Origin of the sequence: Bradyrhizobium sp. 170 (genome assembly GCF_023101085.1) — a bacterium.
Classification (GTDB): domain Bacteria; phylum Pseudomonadota; class Alphaproteobacteria; order Rhizobiales; family Xanthobacteraceae; genus Bradyrhizobium.
On the sequence record NZ_CP064703.1, the window covers coordinates 1616367 to 1640269 of the forward strand.

Sequence of the window (23903 nt, forward strand, 5' to 3'; positions counted from 1 at the left end):
TTCAAGTTCGATTGACTACGCGGTCGATGCCGCGCATTTCAATTCAAGGACGTAGCCGATCCCGCGCGCGGTTTTGATCCGTAGCGTCGCATCGGACTGACTCAAATGACCGCGCAAACGATAGATTCCGACCTCAAGCGCATTGGTGGAGACCTCGTCGTCAAATGCATAGAGGCTATCCTGCAATGACGCGCGAGCCACGGTGCGGCCGGCGCGGCTGAGCAGATGTTCGAGAATGCACACCTCGCGGCGGGCAATCTTCAGCGGTCGACCATTGACCGACGCTTGCCGACCGATCGAATCGAATCGTAGATTGCCAAAGGTAACGATGGGGGCCGTCATTTGCGTTGATCGGCGCAGAGTAGCGCGCATCCGTGCGATGAGTTCATCAGTAGATACGGGCTTGGGCAGGAAGTCGTCCGCACCGCCATTAAATAGCGCTATCCGCCTACCGAGCTCGTTGAAGTTACTCATCATCACGGCAGGCATCGAATGTCCGTCACGTCTCAACTGCTTCAGCCAATCCAAGCCGTCTCCATCCGGTAGAACCAACTCGAGCAAGAGAATGTCATAGCTGGCGCAACAAAAAGCGGCGGCCGCCTCGTCCAGGGTGCACGCTACGTCAACGGCAAAACCGCAATCGGAGAGCGCATCTTGTACAACGCGCGCTGGGTCCGTCTCATGATCAACGAGTAGCGTTCGCATTCCACGACCTCCTATCAAGTCACGCCAAGACACCCACCACGTCAGGTTCGAGCATGCGCGGAATTGAACAGTCCGGCCTCCGCGTAAGCGTTGGAATCCGGAATAGACGAAGAGCAGCGGTGCTGGCGACTCGCATACTGGATCGGGATTCCATGGTAAGCTCGACTGGCGTTGTTCACTGTCTTACGTGGCGCGCATGCATCTTGGTGACGTCGAAGGTGCTCTTGCCACCGGGACATGGGCGGCAATCAATCAAATGCATCGATAGGCGGGCACCACCCCGCTCAGCGCCGGAACAATCCCGGTAGTTGTCGCCGACATCCTGAGGTCGAGATGATTGCCGAGAACACATTGATTGGTGAAATCCATGGTTTGGATCGATGCATTCACATGGCGGATCAGTGACAATGCCGTTCCATGGTCTGGATCTAAATCTCCTCATCACGATCGATGCTCCCGATGGCGAGCGCAGCCGCACGGCCGCGGGTTTGATGGAGGAGCAGCGATGATAGGCGATTTGCATCGCGGCCCTCAATTTGCAAAGCCTCACACGCCGGCAGACGTTCCGTGCTTGAGCAACGAACTCCTCATTCGGCCTGGAAGGTGAGCCTCCTTCGTGCTCCGATCACCGGAGCGACAGTGATGGCCAAGCGCGGCTACGCTCAGCTGGAGAACGCCATAACGAGGCCGTCCTGCCGCGCCTTCCTTTTTCTAACTTTTATAAAATCACCGAGACGCTGTGGAATGAACTGCTCAACGGCCGCACAATCCAAAGACGGGGGTGACATGAAGTTGGCTGCACCCGGCAAAACCGTGCCTACAATCCGATCGCGGCGTCCATGATCAAGTACTCATCGCAGCTTTTCCGACAGTAAACCTACCATGTTGCGTGATGCACGACGCTTTCCCTACCCGGCAGCACATGAAGTGTGAAATCAATTCTTTGGATGGATTGCATTCGCATCCTGGATAGTGACAACACGTCTGAGGTCTGTGTCTCAGTCTCCTAGTCGCACCTGATGCTCTGATGACCGAACGCAATCTGTCGCTGGCAGCTCTGGTGGGGCGAGCGATAATTTTGGTGATTTGCATGGCGGCGTCGTCCTGCAAGGCTCACATTGGGCGCCGACTCTTCTGGACTAGCAAAACCCAGGTTATGGTCACTCGCCCAGCAATGTCGGTTCTGCTCCATCCGGACGTGGGAAAAAATGTTGTTGTGATCGACATTCTACGTCTGATCAGAATGGTGCATCATCTCGGAATCGGTGGGCGACTTGCTCCGGAATTCGCATGGTGCATGACCGCGCGTCAGCAAGTTGTTCCGTCTGAGCCGAAGCGCCCCGATCCTAGAGAGCTTGACGGCCAATAAGTCTTCCGCAGAGTGCTTGGCAGTCGCATCGGAGTGCGGACAGATGCTTTGGTCAGGTTGTGGTCAGCTAGGTTGTGTATCCTCCTCGGCAAAGCTTGTCGCGGCACGAGCTCAATCGCGTGCATCTTGCCGATCGGGAGCGATCTGATGTATGGCAGAATCGGTGGCTCCGTTTTGCGGAAGCGGTTGCCGGCCTGGAGCGAGGTGGGTCGTTGTCGGCGGGCGCGACGCCATACTTCCTGCGTTCCAATCCGCCCATTATCAAGATCGTCGACTGAGAATCTTTCATGCGCAAAGTGAAGAGATTCTTGTCCAGTGAAATCATGCACATCGCCAGTAACCCGCAGGAGTACTCGGATTTTGTTCGGAGAAAGCCGAGCGGGCTGCAACTGTCGGTGGGTGGAGGCTATTCCAGTACTTACGATGATCCGGGTAAGCACGCGCGATTTTTCAGATATCAGGTTGGGTGACGAAACTATAGGGCTTTTAGGAGCCGGAGGCTCGGTCAGGATCAGGGGGAGACCATTTTCGCCAACAGTTCGGGCGTAACGATATCACGTCCGTGGTAGATCTACGCGTTACTTATCCGCTCGCCGAGAACGCGGGCGATATCCTGCTGGAGCATGAACTGCGAATGGACGGCGATCATCCGTTGGTCTTATCACGTCCTGGCGTAGGAGGTATGGAACCCCGTCTAGCGGAAATGGATTTTGTTCACGTGGGTCGCAATAACTGGGTGCTTGATCCTCAACAGCATCCCAAAGTGTGGACGAAGAACGAGAACGACCAGTGGCACCGAGTAGTCAGGCCTACAAAGTATCTTTCCAAAGTCGAGGATAGCGATAGTCAAGAGAGCTGCGAGACGGATTCGTGTGACGATGATCCCTCGTATTACCTGGAGCGCGCTGTTCGAAGATTGGCTGGGGGACAAGACGATTCGGAATGATGAGAGCGGGCTGGGGCGGACTGGTATTTCGCTATTGCAGGGGCCGGTTCAGAAGTGAACTTGAAGGAAGCGCTCGCGCCGGATCGTGCTCCTCGCGCGTGACATATGCCCGGTTTCGAACGTCAAGTTTGACTTCCTCGGCTACTGCTTCGGGCCGCGACGGGCAAAGAACTCACAAAACGCCTCGGTGTTTTGCAGTTTTCTGCCTCGGCTCAGCGCTTCGGCGCTGAAGTTTATGCGGGCGGCAATCCGGGATTTGAACCTCCGAAAACGGACCCATGTGTCAATGGCTGACATCGCTCGGCAGCTCAATCCCCTCCTGCGGGGGGATTGTGTATTACGGTCGATTCAGGCCGGCGCCTCTGGGTCAATCCTTCGATACGTCAATCAGACAATCGAGGCTTGGATGGTGCGGAAGTTCAAACGCTTTATGGGGTCGCAAGGCCAAGACCGGCCGCGTTCTCGAACGACTATCTCGCGAACGTCCCGGGTTGTTCGCGCAATGGAAGATCGGCATACGCGGCTCGTTCGCCTGATGGGAGCCTAGTGACGCGAGAGTCTCACGCTGGGATCCTTGAGAGGCCGGCGGTGAGATTCCGCCGGCCTACTCGCCAAAGCCGTCTGCCCGGATCTGTGAGGGCAAAGCAAATGGCCGAGCTACTCGACCACGATCCACGGCGATGTGGGTTTCCTGTGCAACCGGAAAAACGCCCTTCGTCAGCTACTCGTCAGCCAGCCTGTCTATCCAGACAGGCTGCGCATTCTCGACTTGATTGGAGATGGAATATGACGGGCATTGGCCGATCTGGAAGATCGCGCACTGGAGATGCTGGAGCCGGATCGAGCAGTTCACGCTCGCACTCAAGTCTAGCCCCTGGGGAAGGCAGTCAATCGTTCGATTCCGTCGTGGAGCGGATGCGCTCTGGGCCCCAAGATAGAGGGACGCCCTCCGCTAGCACGGCGCGCGGTGCCGACGATGCCCTTGGCGACAGGTCTTCCGGTCCCTCCGTTGGCCCAGATCGAATCCTAGGCGCTGCGGCACGTGCAGCCGCTGCGCCACGTGCAGTCACTGCGCGGCGGCGCGGCTTTCCCTCAGTGTCGGAGGGTGGAGACACGGCGCCGGTCGCCAGCCAGCCGCCAACTTCCGGTGTGGCAGTCCCCATTTCCTCGTCAGAGGAAGAAATCAACGCAACAAGGCGACACATGGATCGCCTGGTTGAGGAACTTGACGCTTGCCGTAATGCGGCCATGCACGCCCAGAACTCGGAGGAGGCGCAAGAGCTGATCGATCGATTCGTCAAAGCAGGCTCGGCAGTTCTGGAGTACTACGCGAGCGTGCGCCCGGCCGTGGCGCGGAGCATTCTGTCCGACGCTGAGGCCCGTCAATACTGCTATGCCGTGCTCGATGCGGGGAATCAAGGCAAGATTGTGGGCTCGGCGATTATCCTCGCCTTGGAAGAGCGCAGAAAGAAATCGGCAGACCTGTTCCAGCGGATTTTCGAATCCAACGCTACCCCCGACCAGCTGAGCCGAGTGGCTTCCAGTATGGTGAAGGACCATGTGCCTGTCATCGAGTGGTGGGGAAAGAAGCTGTTGCGCTCGGAACGGATGCAGTCCGCCTGCGAGGCCACTGCCAACTTGCCAAGCACGACGCCCGAGATGCGGAAGGCCAACGAAGCCGCACTACGCCTGCATACCGGCTCGGCACTTTATGATGGGTGCTTGTATCTGGAATCGCGGATCGCGCTCGCGAAGCTTCTGATTGAGTCTCAGGCGAGCACGTTTGAACCAGCCGTGAGGGACGCCCTCATGGATGAGAACGGGCGGGTGCGTCTGCTCGGGACCTATATCCAGGATGCTTTTCCGGCATTCCTCTCGACGTACAAAGCCGTTCTGAACCAGGACGGAGAGCCCCTCGACGCAGAGCACTGCACCGTTCTGGAAGGAGTCATGGAACGGCATTCGGAATTGGCCTCAGGGGTGGAACGCATCGTTGCCAGGCTAAGGGATGCTGGAACGGATGCCGACCTTCCATTGGAACAGTTGGACCAGATCGTGGAAGGTGCATGGGTCACCGCGCATCAAGTCACGCGACTTTTGGCAGTGCAGCCAAAGAGGCAAGTGGAGCGGCCTGCCCAGACTGCGATATCGGAAAAGACCGACTTAGCGGCTGAGAGCCACGCGGCGCGCAGGAAGGGGAAAGGCAAGCGCGCACCGGCCGCAGGCGAGGGGAGTTCAACGGCCGGGCTGCGCGAGCCGCAGCTCGCTAGGCCCGACGCTGCCACAGCCTCTACTGCCAAGGTTATCGTACTCTCGGATATGGGTACGAAGAAACTCGCGAGTGCGGAGGAGGCACGCGCGAGGGCGTCATCATCGGCGACCGGGCACCTGGCGATGTGGCAGGCTCCGCCCTCCAGGAACGCACTGACGGGATTACTCAAGCGATTGGACGAGCTGCTGCAGTTCGATCTGCCGGCTCAGCAAAGCGCCATCTCGCAAGCGCGCCAGATGAAGCCTGAGGACGCCGACCACGTCGTGGATCTCGTCCTTAAGCGCCTGCAGACGCAAGAAGTCGAGATTAAGGGCTGTGTAGCCGCGCTGGAGGAGCCCCTCCGCCATGGCCTACTCACGCATGCGCAAGTGCCTGAAGTGCACGGAAAAATAGTCCAGCTTAAGGCGATGTTATCCCAGGTTCAGGGACAGGCAAACTCATTGAACGCACGAAAGGCGGCGATCACGATCGATTGCATGAAGACATACGCGTTTCCGTCGCAGAAGTACCTTGAACAGTTGCAGGCGGCCGAAGAACTTGCGTCTGTGTATCCACCCCGCGCCTTGAAGAGCGAGCCAGCGACGCTGTTCGAGATCAAGCTGCAGCCCAAGGCGCTGCGCAGTGGTAGGATGCCAAATCCGATGTGGGTGCACATCCATACCAAGCTGCCGGTACATGCCTGGCAGTTGGCCACGCTGGGCGGCGCCGACTTCGCCGCTTGCCACGTGAAGTCCAATGAACAGCGCGGCTACAATCGGCAATGGCAGAGCGCTCGAGCCGCCACGGGGCACGAGAACGTCGTGATCCACCGCGGCAAGCTCACGCCTGCGTTCTGTAAGTCGTTGTTGAGCATCGTCCCATGCTACTCCCTTCGCGAGGCGGAGCATGCGTCGATGCAGTTCGCGCGCCTCAGGATGTAGTTACCTGAGTGTCTCACGCCAGAGCGTCGCTGTGGTGACACCATCAAGCAGACCGTTATCACCGAGAGGAAATCCTCGATGAACTCGAAGCCGGCGCGGGCTCCTCGAACAGATCGACAACGGGTCCGACTGAAATTCGATCGGGAGCGTCGAGACCACAACTTCCTTTGGCTTGAAAAACAGCATCGCGGCGCTTGTCGCCGCGCTTGCGATGGCCGGGTCCGATTAGCCTAGGACCAGCTATGCTTCAGATCGTGAATGAAGCAGTTTTGCGCGTTTGTGTTCGAGACCCCGTCGCCGACCGCTTCGGTAAGTGTCGGTGGCGCCGTGCGTAGCGCCCCACAAAGATAGGGCTTCCGGCCTGGAGCGCCAGAATCCGGTTTAAAGGGCCAAACGCGTCCGGGCCAGCCGCACCGGGCTCTCGTGCTGGGGGGAGTGGCCCTTTCCGCTACTCTGGGGGCAAGATGAGGGGGCGTCGCTGACCTCAAAGCAAGGAGACGCCCGTGAGAACAATTGTTCGCATCGGTTCGGATACGTGAAGAGTGTAGTGTTTCAGCTGCATGGCGTTGACAGGACGGAGCAGCCGAGGGTTGAGGGTGCGGAAGCCACGGTCAAGTTAACGAATTGGAGCGGCCGAGCGGGCAGACGAGCGGCATGCCAACCGCCCGGGGTTCTTTCTCGCCGTCATGGTTTCCCACCGGAACTCTGCTATGCCGTTTGGATGTATTTTCCCGTTTCCTTAAGCTTGCGCATGGTCGAGGAAATGCTGGCGGCGCGCGGCATCGTCCTGACCTATTAAACCGTGCGCCAGTGGGGAACCAAATTCGGCAAAGGCGTTCTCCTTTTGGATCCGCCAGCGCGCTCCGCGCGCGGCGACAAATGGCATCTGAACGAAATCGCTATCTCGACGCGGCCGAACAACATTGGCTCTGGCGCGCTGTCGACCAGAATGGCCTCGTTCTCGAGGTCTCCAGCGCCGAAGAGACTCGCGCGCTGCGCAGCGGCTTGTCAAGAAGCCCTTGAAATTCGGCGGCACGCCGCCGCGCGTCATGATCACGTACAAACCCCGTTCGTACGGCGCTGCAAGGGCGAAGATGGGCTTTCACACCGACGGACCATCGCCACCACAAAGCTCTCAACCACCGCGCTGAGAATTCTCACCCGCCGACCCGGCGACGCGAGCGGATCATAAAGCGGCTTAAATCGTCCCGTCAGACTCAGCGGTTTCTGTCAGTTGTCGCGCGCCATGGAAAACTGCCCCCTCATATTGCCTCAGATGACAATGTTACCGAAACGCACCCTACTGTCTCCCGAATCAGCTGCCGCGAGTCCGAGCAAGCCGCTCGCGAAGCGCGCCCTCCAGAGCGCCGTAGCGAGCGAGCGGCTTGCGGTGATTCGGCGAAAGAACCTGTCGGGATTAGATACTAAGACACGTAGGTTGAACCGATAGTGTGATTTCTGTGCTGCTGATGAGTTGTCGAGCGGCCTTTGATCGCCAATTCTTCACCAATCGCTGCACCGTACGCCGCTGATGGCCGCTGAACCGACCGGGCGCATGCGCTTCGAGCCGGGAGAGAAGATCGACCGCGGACAAGTGCGGAGCCGCGGCGAGCCATTCCTCGATGATGGGGATGTAGGGGTCGAGCATCGATGGCCGACGTGGCACAGGCTTGCGCCGCACATGACGGCGCCGATGAATGCCCCGCTGCTCACCCTCTTTCCAACCATCGCCGAGCTCTCGGGCAAAGGCCGCCAAGTCGCTTTGCACCGGCGCGATAGTCATCGCTGGCTTTCCAGCCCGCTGATCAACGCGCTTGCCCAGCTCATTTTGAGCGTCCCGCATCTGTGCCAGCAATGCCACCGGATCAAGCATGCGGTAAATCTCCCGCAGCCTACGTTTAAATGCATCATTGAGACTCGGGTGGACCAATGCTCTTTCGTACGGCGTAGCGGGAGGAAGATAGCGTTTGATCACCTTGGCACCTTCGCGGTGCTTCTCCTTCGGCTTAAACGATGGCTGGAAGAAATTGATGTGCAGCCGTGCCGCCGCAAACAGGCGAGCTAACGAGCGAGCGGCATCAAGGCCTTCAAACCGCCCGTAGCCCACCAGGCGGCGAACGATAGCTCCGTTCTTTTGTTCAACGAATGCCTGATCGTTCTTCTTGTAGGCCCTGGAACGACTGACTTCAACATCGTGAGAGCGGCACGACACGACCGTGTCGTTCATGAAGGCGCTGTCGTTGTCAAAATCGAGCCCGGGAACGGGCCAGGGAAATAGGTTCTGCGCGCGCTCGAGAGCCTCGACCACAAGAGCTGCTTCACGCACGACGAGCGGAAAGCATTCGGTCCACCCCGTTGCGATATCCACCATTGTTAGCGTCTGAATGAAGGCGCCGGATACGGACATGCCGCCGTGCGCAACCAGATCCGCTTCGCAGTACCCCGGCGGAGGTGATCCCCAGTCATTGAATGTGCGCACCGGGACCTGCCGCCGTACGGCACTGGAAAAGCCCGCCCGCCGACGGCGTCCTCCGGCTGCTGCGATTTTTACGTCGCTCAGCAGGCGGTCGATCGTCGCCGCGCTCACCCTCAAAACCTTCGACCGCTCATCGGCAGAAAGCTTCAATCTGCCGTGCCGTTCAAGTGCCGGGAGCAAGAACGGGATCATCGCGACGAGCCGCTTACTGCAGAGCCGGTCAGAGGCGTCCCATAGCACAATCAGTGCAATGCGAATGGAAGCTCCGTAGGTCCGGCCCCGCCGCCGCGGCACGGCCGATCCCGATGCCCCGTCCACTGACAGTGCTCGGATCGCGTGCTTGCGATGCCATCCCGCAACGGCGCATAGCTCGTCCAGGATCCGGCCCTTCTCGAGCCGCCCGCTCGCCCGATAACGCTCGGCCAGCGCTGATGTGATCTCGCGCTTTGCGCGCATGCTGATCTTCCCTGCCATAGGGTGTCAAAGGAGCATGATAACGCTTGATCACCTTGGCCCCTTCTCGGCGCTTCTCTTTGAGCTTGAACGACGGCTGAAAGAAATTGACGTAGAGTTGCCGCCGAATAGAGGCGGCCCATCACGTGCGCCGTGTCGAGGCCATCGAACGGCCGCAGCCCATCAAGCGACGCACAACGGCACCATTCTTCTGCTCGACGAACGCCTGACCGTTCTTCTTGTAGGCACGCGAGCGCGTCCCCCCGAGCTTCGGCTGGCGCACCGCGGCGCGACGACCTCGTTCATGAACGTGCTGTCGTTGTCGAAGTCCACACCGCGTAGAAGCCAGCGGATGTCGGAAGCGTCGTCGCCAATCGTAAATTTGCCAGCGCGTCGCTCCGTGCTTGCGCGCTACCTCCGTCACCTGAGCGCCGGACAGCAGACTTTCGCCCGCTGGAAACAGCAGCAGTTCAAGGCTCTCGTCGTCCAGGCCCTCCGGCAGCGGCCAGATCGGCCCGCAAGGCGGGCGCGACGCACATAACCGTGTACGACCCCATTGCTCACTCCCAACGTCCGCGCGATGACGCGCTCGGTCAGGCCCTGGTGCCTCAAACGTAGAACTTCTCTGATCCGGCGCATCGACAATCTCTCGGTAGGCATCAGGCTTCCTCATTGGTTGAATGAGGAATCCGTAGCCCGGTTGAGTTTTCGGTCGAAGCGTCCGGCACCGCCAAACGTTGCTCACGATGCCTGAAATCGCTGCTCACGATCCTCTGAAATCGTTGCTCACGATGCGCTGAAATCCGTGCTCACGATCCCGCGAACGCGCAATCCACTGTCCGCAGCTTATCTCGGATGGATACTCAACCAGCTGCACGCGCTATTCAGTTGAAGCCGACATCACCCACTTAGCCGGTTTTGCAGTGCCTGCCGATCGACGACGAGGTAGAGGAGGCTCAGGTCTGCCCGTCGTCTTCCCGCGAGCCGTCTGACCAGCGCCCGGGTACCGTCGACCACAAAGACTCCGCAATCATGGCCGTTGCTCTGCCTGCGTATGTTGGCATCTTGCAAATGGGCTCCCACCCGCGATGCGAGCATTGCTGCAGGTCCGGCATTGTATGGCTTGAAGGAGTCGTAATGATAGGCAACCGGCCTGTCGCGATCGCGGCGATCTACCAGCAGCAACGACCAATGGGAGCCGCGGCGACGGAGGTCCGTAGCACTCGCATCACTCACCGGCAGGAACAGGAAGTCGGCCGTATCGTTGCCATTCCGATCGTTGACAATGCGATGGAATGCGTTCAGGGCGTCGCCGTCCGTACCATGGCCCACCTGAAAGGCGATGAGAGGATCGACGAACCGGGTCCGGGCGGCGAGGTTTGGATTGTTTTGCTGCAACTCCTGCGACAGCAGCTCGTAGTCCCGCTGGATATGCGCATCACCCAGCCATTCGTCGGCTCCGAGCACCCGTCCGCTGCGGTCGCCGGCAGAGACACTCGCCCTTGAAGCGCCGATCCGGGCATCAGGAACTGAGGATGGGCCAGGGTGATGGATCAGTTGGGCGTCGCGGCGTCCTCGCGGCCCCAATGCGATGGAGTAGGTCTCACCGTTGATAGAGACCGGCTGGGGAGCCATTTGCGAACTCGGCAACAGCATTTTATTGTCCAGTACATCGAGCAGGAACTCCGGCACCGCCTGTGAGCCATGCCGCCAATCCTCGCCGACGAGATATCCGATATCCTCGAGCTCTTGCGGCTTGCCTGATGGATCGATGAAGAACGGCGGTCTGCCGGCGGGGCTGAGCACGGGCCTTGACTGCGCATCGTCACGCATTTCCTGGGGTGTGGACGGCAGATCAGCGAAAGAAGTTAGATCGCGGTAGATGTCTGAGGACCGAGCTGGCACGCCCTCCGGAGTTGGCCACTCGAAGTCGGACGGCACTCGTGGAGACCAGGTTAAGCTCGAACCGGCCAGGTCCTGCCAACCGGCCGGTCCAACCGGGCCTTGCGGCGCCGGCCACTGACTTGGATCAAAGTCGAACGGCACGCGCGGAGACCAGGTGGAGCTCGACCTAGTCGGTTCCTGCAAGCCGGCCTGCCCAAACGGACCTAGCAGCGGCGGCCACTCACTTTCGGACGGCGGAGTCGGCAAATCTCGCACCCAGGTTGAGGTTGAGTTCGAGCTAGCCCTCTGCTGAGGGACGGTCACACCCAGCGCTCGGTTTGCCTCAACGAGTTGCAGATACTGCCTGAGTTTCTTGAGACTCAGGCCAAGTTTTCCTTTGGCTTCCGTGAAAGCCCGGTGGTCTGCGTCCAGCGAGCGTCGCTGCTCACTATTGCCGTTGATTCGGCTCGCGATGCTCTCCCTACCCTGTGTGCGGAGCCAATCACTGAACTTGCGTTGGGCCGAAGCAGTATTACGAATTGTTTTTCTTCTCGGTTCGGAAGCTGGGTCGAGGTTTCTCAGCTCTTCCTTGGCCAGCCTCTCGATCAGGCTGGCGTCATCGTCATAAGCACGAAGTCCTTGTTGGGGCTCCAGACCCAGGTATTGTCGAAGGAGATCGAGTGGGGCTGTCCGCTTTGTGGCTATGCTGAACGCCGCATAATCTGCGCTCAATGACGACTGCTGCTCAGCATTGCCGTTGATACGGTCCATGATGCTCGGCCTGCCCTCTCTTTGAAGCCAATCACTAAAGGAGCGTAGCCTGGAAACCATCGCCGAAGCGCCGCCTTTCTCCTTGCGAGTCGCGTCGGAGCCAAGCTTGGATAGAGCGTCCGTCAAAAAGTCATTGATGATGGAGACGTCCCCCGGATGAGCCGACAATGTTTCGCGCCCCATCAGGCGGGGCCCGGCACCGACAGCTTGGAGCCCGTCAGCGCCGATCCTGCGGAGATGAGACAATGCCGCGCTGAGGCGGTCACGATCATCGCCGCCAGCTACGAAGTACTGCTCGATGTCGTCGGCGAGCGACATTGGCTCGTTAAATGCCCGAGGAGCCAGGGGCTCCTTGTTCTGCGCTCGGAGCCAACGAGCAAACGCGTTGAGCGCCTGCACATTGCCCTTGATCGTAGCAAGCGGGACCTTACCAGTCCCGCGGCCTCTAGTACCATCGGGAGCAACTCTGTAGTCTTTGACGTTTTCCACGAACTGGCGGATCATCCGCTCGTCTTGGGGATGCATCGGCTGCTCTCGCGTACCCACCCCAGCTGGAGCGGATATGGGATTTCCAGCCTGGAAATTCTGGAGTGTATCCAAGGCTCCACCCACATAGTTCCTGCTATTGGCGCTCGCCACCTTCTTAAATTCATCTTTATAGGCTGTCAGCAGATCAGCATTGCCAAGCAGGTCGTTCAGAGTGACGCCTTTGGGTTGGAGGAATTCGCTGAACATTCGAAGAGCCATCACATAATTCTCGATCGTCTTCGTCTTACGGTTCGCGCTGCCCAATGCCGTCTTGAACTCTTCAATCAGCTCCAGGTCTGCTTCGGACGGGCGACTGCGCTTTGCAAAGTCGATGCGAAGCTCCGAGTAGACGTCATCAGACGCTGGGCCGCCGGACCACTTCTCACGGTGGTTTCCTCCAAAGACTTTGCTTAACCCTGATTTGACCCGAGAGAACAGTCCACGCGGCTTGTTGTCCTTCGTCCGCGCCGTAGGTTGTTCCTTCGAGGGCGCTGCGTAACGCATGCTGCTGAATGGCCTGTCCCGCAAGTCAGACCGGTAATTATTTGCAGCCGAGCCAAGATCAGCGTGCGGAACATCGACACTGTGACGCGTGCTGCTGAACGAATTGTCCCGCAGGTTGGACCTTGGCCGCATTCGCATCGAACCACCAACGTCCGTACGCTGGATGTTTTCATGCGACCGTGCGGCTGGAGTGTCGGGGGAACTAACCTCGGAACTCTCCTCAGGAGAGCGGAGTTGCAGCTCGCCCAATTGCTGCTCGAAGCCAGCTTGATCCGCAGGGTCAACGTCGGTCTGTTGCCGCTGCAGCTCGGCGTACCAGCGCATCCAATCGTCCGGATTGTTATAGACGGGTTCCACACGACTCTCCCTAGATCAGATGACTCTTCATAGCTGCCCCGCAGCCACACTCCGGTGCGCTGACCACAGAGACTCCGGATTCAAAAAGCCGGATCGTCAAGATTGGCCAAATTGAACAAAAAGGGACCGTTAGCGCCGCTCCGAGCTCGTGCATTACTCACCCTGCCCAGCCTTGGCTGCTGCAGAAGAGCGCCCCGGCTCTCGGGCAACAGGTGACCGCTAGCCAAACCTCAAAACAATCCAGGAAAAACGAAACCCAAATACTCGCACGATCCAAAAACCCACGGTGTTGCCGCCCTCCTTCAGGGCAAGATGGCATCAGGCCCATCGCGATCGAAATTGGGCCGCCCCATTGCTGTTGGAAGGCGTCCGGGTTTCGATACTTGCACTGCAGCTCTGCTTCCTCATCAGTTCTTCAGTTCAACGTCCTCACATTCGCTACAACCAACCGAGCCTCTCCGAGGGATCATGAAGCTTCAGAGAAGGTCGCATGTATGATTCAGACTGTACAACCTGACGCTACGTAGACTTCAAGCCCCCATCGCTGTCGCGTCGAGCCTGATTGGCTTTCATACCCGTTTCACGATGCGGCAAATCCTCGCAGCTTGGTGATCTACCCCCGCTTTCAAGCACCTTAATTGAGCGAGGCGCCGCCGCCGATGAATACCAAAGACGTGTTGGCAGCGGCGTAAGCGCGAAGTTTTGGCCGTTCAGGCTTGGAAGTTCCAGGGCATGAGAGCGTCGATCTGAGAGATCGGTCAGCGCCGCGCGATCCGTTCGAGAGTCTGCGTGAGCCGACAGTGCGGGTCGACGTCGTTCATCTTCGTTGATCTGCAGCAGCGTGGCGATGGTGGCCCAGGTCCGGCCACCATGGCTGCCCGCGAAGAGCGCGTTTTTTCTCGTGATGGTCATCGCAAGGATATTCTACCCGTGTCGACCAGGAGGTGACCATCTACTACCGGTGGCACGCTCTCTATGGTCATCCCGTCAGGCTATTCTATTCGGAGAAGCGCGGTGGGGCTGATGTCGTCCTCGTTGAGGGAGCATGGCGCCGGCATAGTCGTCGCGGCGTGGATGCTGGATCCCGCCGCGTGCGCGGCGCTGACCGTCGGTGAGCCCCAAGTCGCTGTCCCCGCTCTGTGTGATCTCGGCCGGCTTTTGTTGGAACATAGACTCAGGCGAGGGTCCTCCGATGACCAAGATGTCATCGCGGAGGCAAGCAATGAAGAACGCATTACTGCCGGTCACCGAGGTGAGGTTACCACGCCAACTGACCATAGCGCTGGAGGCTGTGCAGATGAACGGGCTCAGCGTTCCGGAGCGAAGCGCCGTGCTCTTGCCTGCTGATGGAAGCGGCCGGAGTCGAGGAGGGGCCGATGATGGACGGTGAGATCCTTCCCCCGGCGCTCCTGAAGAGAAAGGCCGTCGTCTACATCCGCCAGTCCACCCAGGTCCAAGTGCAGGTCAACCTCGAGAGCCAGCGGCGCCAGTACGAGCTTGTCGATGAGGCCCGACGACGTGGATTTCGGGATGTCGAGGTCATCGATGACGACCCTGGCCGCTCGGCGAGCGGCGCAGTGGCCAGGCCGGGGTTTGAGAAGCTTGTCGCATGGCTGTGCGCCGGCGACGTGGGAGCCGTCTTCGGTTTCGACCCTCTCGCCTGGCCAGGAACGGTCGGGATTGGCACCACCTGCTCGAGCTCTGCGGGCTCGTAGAGGCCCGGGTCATCGATCTCGACGGCGTCTATAATCCCTGTCGGCCCAATGACCGACTTCTTCTCGGCATGAAGGGCAGCATCAGCGAGTTCGAACTCGGCGTCCTGCGCGCGCGCATGCTCGACGCCGCCCGTTCGAAGGCCCCGGCGGGGCGAACGACGGATTTCAGTGCCCATCGGCTACATCTGGCATCGGGAGATCGGCTTGGGTCTCGATCCAGACGCCAGGGTCCAGGAAGCGACACAGCTGATCTTCAGCCGATTTCGCCAGCTCGGAAGCGCTCGGCAGGCGCACCTCTCACTTAAGGCCGAGGGCATCCATTTTCCGCGTCCGTCGGACGGCAAGAAGATGACGTCCTTTGAGTGGGTGCCGATCCGCTATCGCAACGTCATCTCGATCTTGAAGAACCCGTTCTACGCAGGCGCGTACGCCTACGGTAAGAGCGAGCATCGCGCCGAGATCGTCGATGGCGGCGCCCGCAAGACCTATGGCCACTATCGCCGGCTGGAGGACTGCGAGATTCTCCTGAGAGGACACCACGAGGGGTACATTGACTGGACGGAGTTTGAGCCCAACCAGAAGCAACTCGCCGCCAACGCCTATCGCTGCCGAGACGGCGCCAAGTCCGGTCGTGGCGGCCGAGCCCTTCTCGTCGGGCTTATCGTCTGTGGCCGTTGCGGCCGTCGGCTTACGGTGAACCTTTCAATTACCCATAACTTTGACCACTCGGGCTGATCCGCTGATCGGCGAAATCTTGAATCGAAAGAATCACTTGTGATTCCTTTCTGAGCACCTGATTCGCGAGGGGGTGCTCTATGGGGCTGACATTAAGGGATCGATCGGCAAAAGGCTGTTTGCGGTCCTCGGAAGGTGAATGTTGGATTGATCGAGAGAGTAGTGGATGCGAGTTTAGGGACGCGCGGCTCGGCGACAGATTCCGCAAACTGCTCACGCAGATTGGAAGCGCCATGGGACAAAGCATTCCGCTCGTCTGCCAGGATTGGACGAATACCAAGGCAGCCTACCGCTTCTTCTCTAATGACCGGGTCAGCGAAGCGGACATTCTGGCCGGCCATTTCCAATCGACACGTGATCGTGCCGCCGCCACTGAAGGTCTCGTTCTTGTGCTGCACGATACAACCGAGTTCAGCTATCAACGCGAGAAGTCAGAAGCGATCGGCATCACCAAGAGCATAAACAGTGGACGGGATAAGGCGGGTCGCCTCAGATCGCACACAGTTTGCGGCATCCTGATGCATTCGAGCCTCGCGGTTACAATCGAAGGGGTGCCGCTGGGGTTGGCGGCCGTTAAGTTCTGGACCCGGAAGAAATTCAAGGGGACGGCAGCGCTTAAAAAGAAGATCAATCCGACCCGGATTCCCATCGAGAAAAAGGAAAGCGTCCGGTGGTTGGAAAATCTCAAGCAGTCTACGCAGCTGTTGGATCATCCGGGACGATGCATCCATATTGGTGATCGCGAGAGTGACATTTACGAGCTTTTCTGCGCAGCACAGGAGATCGGAACTCATTTCCTGATCAGGACCTGCGTCGACCGCTTGGCTGGAGACGGGGATCACACGATCGCCGACGAAATGGACCAGGTCGCCGTCAAAGGGCTCCAGCGCATCGAAGTCAGAGACAGCAACGGCGATCCCGACCAGGCCGTTCTTGAGATCAGGTATCGCAAGATTCGCGTCCTGCCGCCGATCGGAAAGCAGAAGCGCTATCCCGCTCTGACCCTGACGGTGATCCATGCCGAAGAGCGCGGGACGCCGAAAAACAGAAAGAAGATCGATTGGAAGCTGATCACCGACCTGCCTGTTGGTTCCCGCACCGACGCCATTGAGAAGCTCGAATGGTATGGTTTGAGATGGAAGATCGAGGTGTTCCACAAGATCCTCAAATCGGGCTGCAAGGCTGAGGAGTCGAAGCTGAGGACCGCCCAGCGTCTGACCAACCTGATCTCGCTCTTTTGCATCCTGAGTTGGCGGGTCTTCTGGATGACGATGCTCAACCGTTCCGCCCCAAACGCGCCACCAACCCTCGCGTTGACTGCGACTGAAATCGGCGTGCTCGATCGCCTCGTCAACGACAAACCAAAAGCAAGACAGAAAACGCTCTCGCACTATCTCATCAAGATCGCCCGGCTCGGCGGTTATCTCGCCCGCGCCAGCGATCCGCCGCCCGGCAATACCGTTATGTGGCGCGGGCTGTCACGCCTCACCGACATCGCGCTGGGCGCCATGGTCGGAGGAGAATTTGTGGGTAATTGAAAGACGGTGAACTACACGTCGCATGCGTCCCGCCACACCTCCCAGCCTGTCTATCGCTGCGACCGCGGCAGCATTATGCTGGGTCAGCGCCGGTGTATGATGTTCGGAGGACTTCGCGTCGATAAAGCCGTTGTTCGAGAGCTCATTCGCGCTGTTGAACCGATGGCGATCGAGGCGTCCATCGCGGCGGAACGGAAGCTTATGGAACGTCAAGCGGAACAGCGGCGGATTATCGAGCTCGAGCTGCACAGGCCCGGTACGACGCTTCGCTCGCCGAACGCCGCTACGCCGCCTGCGACCCTGCTAACCGCCTCATCGCAGCGACCCTGGAGAAGAATTGGGAGGCGACCCTACGCCGCGTTCAGGACTGCGAGACGAGGTTGGCCGCAATGGCGGAGGCCATCGCCGCGACGCCAACCCCGGATTTTGCGGGCCTGGCTGAGGACCTCGACGCCGCGTGGAAGGCGCCCGGCGTCACGATGCGCACTCGCCAGCAGCTGCTGCGAACGCTGGTGAACGAGATCACCGCCGACGTCGATGATGAGGCGCGCGAGATTATTCTCGTCATCCACTGGAAGGGCGGCCAACATTCCGAACTCCGGCTCCACAAGCCACAGTCGGGCGGTCACGACTGTAAAACCCCTGACGATGCCCTGGCCGTCATCCGCAGCATGGCGGGCCGTTGGTCCGATGAGAACATCGCCGCCACCCTCAACCGCATGAGATTGCCCACCGGCCAGGACAAGACCTGGACCGCGCACCGTCTCGGATCGATCCGGCGCGTGAGAGGTATCCACGCGTATCTTTCGGCTGAGAAGGATGGCGTTTGGCTGACGCTGCGAGAGGCCGCGCAGCAGTGCGGCGTCACGAGGCATCGAATCCGCAAGCTGATCAAGGCCGGTGTTCTGCCAGCAGAGCAAGTCGTCCGAGGCGCCCCCTACCAGATCCGAGCCGTCGACCTTCAAAGCGAGCGCGTTGTTCAAGCGATGGGGCGTAAAGGTGGCCCGTGTCACCTTGAATTGGAAAATCAAATTCCAATGTTTACAGATACTTGAAGAAAGGCCGCATAATGACTCGTTCGTCGTTGGTGGCCGGATTGCGCGCTCGACGATGTTGGAATCGAGCTTGATGCGACCGTCGCTTAGGAAGCGCTCGAGAGCGGTGCGCCTGGATGTGGCACACGGATCGGCCTCAAGCGTGCAGGGCATCATGGGCGATCGTCCCGGTCGGAAGCCATACGAGGATGGCAAGAAGTCAGTTGAAATGTTCCTGAATGCTGTGCTGTGCCTGCCTCACGTAATTTGCTCCCCAGTGGGATGGGACCGCGGGCGCGATAATAAGGCAACTGAGCATATTCGGAGAGAGCTGACGGCCGCTGTGGGGCAGCGCTACAGAGAGGCGAGCCGCGCTGAGAAGACGCGAATTCTGGACGAGTTTGTGGTTGTGACAGGCTTGCATCGAAAGCATGCGATGCGCCTGCTCCGAGGCGAGATGAGGCAATCCTCGGTTCGGCGCACCCGTCGCCGGATTTACGAGGAAGCTGAACGAAATGCGCTGGTAGTGCTTTGGCCGGATCTGCGGCAAGAGGCTGAAAGCGCTGCTGCCGCTCCTGATCGAGTCGATGGAACGGAACGGTCACATGGGCCTGGCGCCTGAAATCCGTGCGAAGCTGCTGGCGGGGAGCGCGTCGACGATCGATGGGGCGCTGGGCAAGATCCGAGAGGAAGGTGGACGCCAGCGGCGCCGCCCGGTGGCGAGCGCATTACGACGGAATCCCGGTACGGACGTCCGCCGGCTGGAAGGATCCGGCGCCGGGCTTAGTCGAAGCCGATCTGGTCGCTCACAGTGGGCCCTCGGCGCGCGCCAGTTTTATACAGACGCTGGTGCTCACGGATATTGCGACCCTGTTGGACGAAGCGTGCGCCGTTGCTGGTGCGCGAGCAAACGCTCCTGAGCACCGTGATGACAGAAGTTCGCCGACAGCTGCCGCTCTCGCTGCAGGGCATGTGAGCAGACGAACATCGAATTCACGCGTTGCCGACCCTACCGCAAGAACGACCAGGCGTTTGTCGAACAGAAGAACGGAGCCGTGGTCCGACGGATCGTTGGTTATCGGCGGTTTGAAGTGCTCGAGGCGGCTGCGTTGCTCGCAGAACTCTATCGCTCAGTGCGCCTGTTCGTGAACTTCTTGCAGCCGTCGTTCAAGCTGATCGGAAAACAGCGCGATGGCGCATAGTGCGCCGACGACGCCGCATCAGCGGCTGGCAGCCGATCCAGATACCCCCGATGCGGTTCGGGCCCGACTGCAGGAAATCTGCGTCAGCTTGGACCCGGTCGCGTTGCTGCGTGACATTCGGTCTGCCCAGCAACGTCTGGCCGACCTTGCCGACGCGAAGTCGGCGGGCGATTCGATTACTGCGGCCCCGCCGATCGACTTGTTCCTCGCCAGCTTGCGAACGGCTTGGAAAGAGGGCGCATCTCGACGGACGGACCGTCCGATCCTCAAAGCGAAGCGAGGTCGTCGTCCCCCTGATCCGCTCGTTCAGGCGACCCCACAGCTGCAGGAGTGGTTCAAGGCCGAGCCGTGACGAAAGGGCGCCGAGCTCCTGACAAGGCTACAGGCGGAATATCCGGGCGTGTATCCGGATAAGTTGCTGCGAACGCTTCAGCGCCGCCTCAAATCCTGGCGCAACGAGCAGGCAAGCGCGCTGCTGTTTGGATCGGCAGATCATGCAGAGCGGTTCGACGAGGCACCGGTTGCGCGGTGACAGCGCCCACGGTCGCTACGGGGAGGCCGGTCGTTGCGCAACCCCGGCCAGCTCCACGACCGGCCTCCGAGGTACCGACCGTCCGTCTTCTCGGGAGCAAAATAAATGAGGCAACGATCGCGTCTTCGGGAACATTCCTCCATGAGGCATACGGCATACCGCTTGATTGTCGCGCAGCGTCAATCAGCGCTTGCCAAGCCGGCGGCCAGCGTGAATTATCTCCTAACTCGGCCGCCTTGTCTCACGTTGATTGACGCGCCATAAACCGGACATCGGGCCTGGAGCGTTGTTAAAGCCGGTGCTCCGCGCGGGCTTTCCATGTGGACACCAACGGGATCTCTCAGGCTTCCTGGTGACCCATCCCGCACCTTTCCCCTGATCCGAGACCCCGGCGAAGTCGATGAGCCTGGCCTGCGCGGCTTTCCCGGTGCTGGCCCCAGACCCAACACGGCGAAGGCTTCAGCACGACCATTGATTTCGAGGCGTCCGGTCGAAATCCGGGCCAGACCGTGGATCGCATGCCGGCCGAGCTGCAGATAGAGGCGTTCCGTTGAGCCGCACCGGGCCAGGCTTCGGCCTCGCCCGATTTTTCGATTCGCCGTTCAGGGGCCATCCCTCAGAGGACCGGCCTCTCGCGGTCGCGGCGAGCATCGAGTCGATCACATTCGAGCATGGCCGCGCGCCGCTTTACCCCGCCGGAAATCGAACAATGTCGTCATCGAGCGACAGGACGCGCTTGCCGAAGCGCTCCGCTAGCTTTGGTTCCTCAGGAGGTTGTCCATCTGGTCTGAACCGAGGAGGCTGAGGTTGCGAAGCTTCAGTATTCCAAGGAGAGACCAGATGAACGTCCTCAAGAATGCGCCTTTGATGCCCAAAGGTCGAGAGGCGATGGTGCGAAGCGTGGTCGAGGGCGGAGCAAGGCCGACGCAGCCTGCGGGTTCAATATACGAGGCCCAAAACGATCGCCAAGTGCCCCCATCCCGCTGTTGGTCTGCGGGGCCGGTGGCCGGCGCAGCGCGGCTTGGCCGCCCTTCATTTCGTTTCGGCCTAAGGATGCGCCGGCCCCCTGAATTCCCCGGCTTCGGAACCCGTGACGGGCCGCGGCGGCCTCTCAAACGGAGGTTCAGAAAATGAGCAGGAAGAAAGAACGACGCCGTACTGACGTTGATGCGCGGATCGCAACAGCAGCGGCAGCGCAGGAAACTCTATTCCTTCCATGCGCCCGAGGTCGAGTACATCGCAAAGGCAAGGCGGCAGCGCCTTACGAGTTCGGCATCAAGGCCTCGGCCTCGATCGTCACCACCAACGTATCCATCCGAGCTAGGCCGCGGACAGGTGCTCACCGATTCCACCCTTGAGGAGTTCGGGGTCTTCCTTGTGCATCCTGATGAGCTCCGTCAGGATCGAACGGCGAAACCACCTCGGAACGGCCTGATGGTGAACATTGGTGCCGTTGTTACAAAGCACCTCGCGGATCCAGTCGAATTGTCGGTTTCGGTCGGCTGAGGCTTGACCTTTGCCGCAGCTGTCGGTTGCCTGCGCTCCTTGCTCCACCGCCTGCCCAAACATGAATGCCTGCGGATCTCACATTACATAAAGTCACCATCCTCTTCGGAATCTGCTGCAACCTCAGTATCACTGTCGACCTTGGAGAGATAAAGCTGAGATTTAGTCGCGCGCTGCCATTCACCAAGGCTGTTTTTTGTCCACTGGGCGGACTGAGTGGGGTCAAGTACCATGTCGTCCTCATCCACTTCAACGAAGCCCATTGTCTCTGCGCGGGCCTTCGCTTCTGCATTAGCAGGACGCCAGTTCACCAATGGTCGTTCGCCGTCTTGCCGAAGTTGATGTTCGAGCAGAATATCGCCGGCGTTTGCGACAAGCGGATGAGCAACCTGAAAATCCACAATTGAGGTGACTTCACTTCGTCCAGGGAACTGTTCTCGCCACTTATCGCTTTCGAACTCAGTCATGTTGAATCCGGCCTCCGTTCTTTGGAGGCCGACGCTCACATTTCCTAATTGGTAGCTGTAATATCGGGCGTCTTCTGAATCTCTTCTGATACCGTATTCCTTAGCGACCTCTGCTGTGCGCTTAGCTCTTGCGGATACAAATTCCGAGTACTCGTGTGGATTGTTGGCGATGCGGTTGATTGCGTCGCCATGAAAGGTCCTCACTTCTGTCCTGAACGTAGCTCTGTCGATCTCGACCACAGGAGGTTTCCGAACGAGGGAATAACTCGGTTGCGAAGATGAGCTGCCAGCAGACTCCTGCAATCGCGTTCTAGCGAACGCATCGGCGAAGCCCTGGCTTTCGGCACCCGCTTCCTCAGCGTTGGCTGCCCGATGATATCGTTCTTCGGCCGGAATATCGGGCCAATTGTTAACTCGACCGTACATGACGACTGTACCTGGATCATACATCTTGCATTGTTTCGGGTCGTTAGACCTTACCCGCTTGATAGACAGCTTAGCTGTCCGTAAGCTGACGCCAGCGCATAAAGGGAAAATCCCGCCACGCCTTTGGGCAGCTCGACCGCGTATCGTCGAGGCGTTGCGCGATGCAGGCTTCCACGTTATCCACCCAGAACGAGGCGAGGAGGTGCTGGACTGGTGCAAGCGGCGCGTCGCAAGGGGAACACGATGCGGGACACTCGGACCCGCCGAGGCGTCGAGCGCGCCGCGAGGAAAGCGACTTCCACCACCCGAGCGTCTCGTGCGCTGGATGGCTTGCTCGACCTGGTGGCACTCCCAGTCCGAGGCAGCGAACTGCACGCAGTGTCGACCGGATATTCGGGTGGGCGCGTGGCGCGCAACGCGATCGCGAGAGTGACTCCGGATGACGTCACCTGCTACGTGGCACTGCCGTTCGACGAGCGCCTGATCGGCGGTTGGCGTAGGAAGGGGCGCGCCGTGCTCGAACTCATGGAAGCTCCGCCTTCCGAAGCCGAGTCGAGAAGACAGGCAGCCGGAGCTGAGCCATCGACTACCACGCCCGCGGCTCGTCTTCCGGTCTCGAGCCAGCTCTGCTGGATCAGTGGCGGACGACGGTCTGGCCGCCGGCGAAGTGGTAGATTACCTGAGCGCAAACGCAGCTCTTGTGCTCGCCGAAGCGCTCTCGCGGAAGCCGCGCACTGCTCGTGGCGATCGCCTTCGCGACCAAGATGGCTCGGACGATTTGGGCCATGGCCACCCGGAAGGTGGATTATCGGAACCCAGCGCAGGAGGTGACGGCATCATGATGAATGCAGCACGAAATAGCCTGACGTTGGTGAAGGGTGTGAGAAGGGGACGACCCTAATGGGCGGAACGATCGAACAGATCTGGATCAGGAAAACCAGTTAGAGCTGAAGAGCCGAGGTGCTCGGAGATGAGAATTGGACTTGATCCGCGGATCACCATACCGGCCAGCGGCTTCTGAGGACGCCGTAAAGGAAGGCCTGACAGAAGAGCGCATCGTCCACACGCCGAACGGGTCAGAAACTTCTTGCATCACGGGCGGCAACGACAGAAGGCTCTACACGAAGTACCGTCAGCCCGCCAGTGGCCGCCGCCAAGGCGTCGTTTAGTCCGTCAACCGCGTATCGGACCCAGAACAACCCCGCCTACCATCGCAGAAGAAGGGTGGCGCGGCCCTCGCCGGCCGGACCGGTTGGCCGATGTGTTTTGAGTCAGAAGTGGTGCCGATGCTCGAGGCAGCCCGATATCACCGATGCGCAGTGGCTGCAGCGGCTCCATTCGTTTGGGCTGTCGCGAGCCAGCTTTCGGCCCAAAGGACAGATTGCGGAGCTGCGAGCCTACGTGCGCCAGCGCGAGCGTCTGATTGGGTACGCGGCCTCCCACATCAAGCATATGCACAAGGCCTTGACGGAGATAATCTTCAACTCCACCAGGTCTCGCCGACATCACCGGCGCCACCGGCTGCGCCTCATCCGCGCGATCCTGAGGCGCTGGCGTGCTTGC

General features: G+C 59.7%; 9 protein-coding genes and 5 pseudogenes. 7 read left to right on the forward strand and 7 right to left on the reverse strand.

Features of this window, described 5'->3' with window-relative positions:
• Positions 1-15: 15 nt before the first annotated feature.
• Positions 16-705 carry a response regulator transcription factor gene (locus IVB05_RS07795; RefSeq protein WP_247783774.1) on the reverse strand — a complete coding sequence of 230 codons (690 nt, stop codon included), beginning with the start codon at positions 703-705 and terminating at the stop codon, positions 16-18.
• A gap of 1027 nt (positions 706-1732) precedes the next feature.
• Here IVB05_RS07795 and IVB05_RS07800 point away from each other — a divergent pair.
• The 3 genes and pseudogenes from IVB05_RS07800 to IVB05_RS07810 all read left to right on the forward strand — a co-directional run.
• Entirely contained in the window at positions 1733-2074 is a 342-nt protein-coding gene (locus IVB05_RS07800; RefSeq protein WP_247783775.1) for a hypothetical protein, read from the forward strand.
• 1732 nt (positions 2075-3806) lie between these two features.
• On the forward strand, positions 3807-6212 hold the full coding sequence (locus IVB05_RS07805) for a hypothetical protein (RefSeq protein ID WP_346771834.1): 2406 nt from the start codon (positions 3807-3809) through the stop codon (positions 6210-6212).
• 654 nt (positions 6213-6866) lie between these two features.
• Positions 6867-7448 (forward strand): annotated as a pseudogene (locus tag IVB05_RS07810) (IS6 family transposase); the annotation flags it as partial.
• Positions 7449-7629: 181 nt separating this feature from the next.
• Here IVB05_RS07810 and IVB05_RS07815 read toward each other — a convergent pair.
• From IVB05_RS07815 to IVB05_RS07825, 3 genes are all read right to left on the reverse strand, one after another.
• The gene (locus tag IVB05_RS07815) at positions 7630-9144 is read right to left on the reverse strand and encodes a transposase (RefSeq protein WP_247783777.1); all 1515 of its coding nucleotides are present in this window, start codon (positions 9142-9144) and stop codon (positions 7630-7632) included.
• An 897-nt stretch (positions 9145-10041) separates the two neighbouring features.
• Positions 10042-13152 (reverse strand): Ulp1 family isopeptidase, encoded by a 3111-nt coding sequence (locus tag IVB05_RS07820; protein WP_247786618.1) that lies wholly within the window; start codon positions 13150-13152, stop codon positions 10042-10044.
• A gap of 552 nt (positions 13153-13704) precedes the next feature.
• Entirely contained in the window at positions 13705-14097 is a 393-nt protein-coding gene (locus IVB05_RS07825; RefSeq protein WP_247787440.1) for a hypothetical protein, read from the reverse strand.
• Positions 14098-14561: 464 nt separating this feature from the next.
• On the opposite strand from IVB05_RS07825, the pseudogene IVB05_RS07830 reads away from it, so the two are divergent.
• The 3 genes and pseudogenes from IVB05_RS07830 to IVB05_RS07840 form a co-directional block, all read left to right on the forward strand.
• Positions 14562-15596, forward strand: a pseudogene (locus IVB05_RS07830) (recombinase family protein); the annotation flags it as partial.
• 119 nt (positions 15597-15715) lie between these two features.
• Positions 15716-17173, forward strand: a complete 1458-nt coding sequence (locus IVB05_RS07835) for an IS4 family transposase (RefSeq protein ID WP_247783778.1) — start codon at positions 15716-15718, stop codon at positions 17171-17173.
• A gap of 39 nt (positions 17174-17212) precedes the next feature.
• A pseudogene (locus tag IVB05_RS07840) lies at positions 17213-18228 on the forward strand (helix-turn-helix domain-containing protein); the annotation flags it as partial.
• Positions 18229-18258: 30 nt separating this feature from the next.
• Here the strand turns inward: IVB05_RS07840 and IVB05_RS07845 are convergent.
• Positions 18259-18384 (reverse strand): annotated as a pseudogene (locus IVB05_RS07845) (transposase); the annotation flags it as partial.
• Positions 18385-18526: 142 nt separating this feature from the next.
• Between IVB05_RS07845 and IVB05_RS07850 the strand changes: the two are divergent.
• Positions 18527-19941 (forward strand): annotated as a pseudogene (locus IVB05_RS07850) (ISNCY family transposase).
• Between the two features lie 1320 nt (positions 19942-21261).
• Here IVB05_RS07850 and IVB05_RS07855 read toward each other — a convergent pair.
• A complete protein-coding gene (locus IVB05_RS07855) occupies positions 21262-21510 on the reverse strand; it encodes a hypothetical protein (protein WP_247787441.1) in 249 nt (82 codons plus the stop codon).
• A 20-nt stretch (positions 21511-21530) separates the two neighbouring features.
• The gene (locus IVB05_RS07860) at positions 21531-22364 is read right to left on the reverse strand and encodes an effector protein NopP (protein WP_276578742.1); all 834 of its coding nucleotides are present in this window, start codon (positions 22362-22364) and stop codon (positions 21531-21533) included.
• Positions 22365-23903: the final 1539 nt, after the last annotated feature.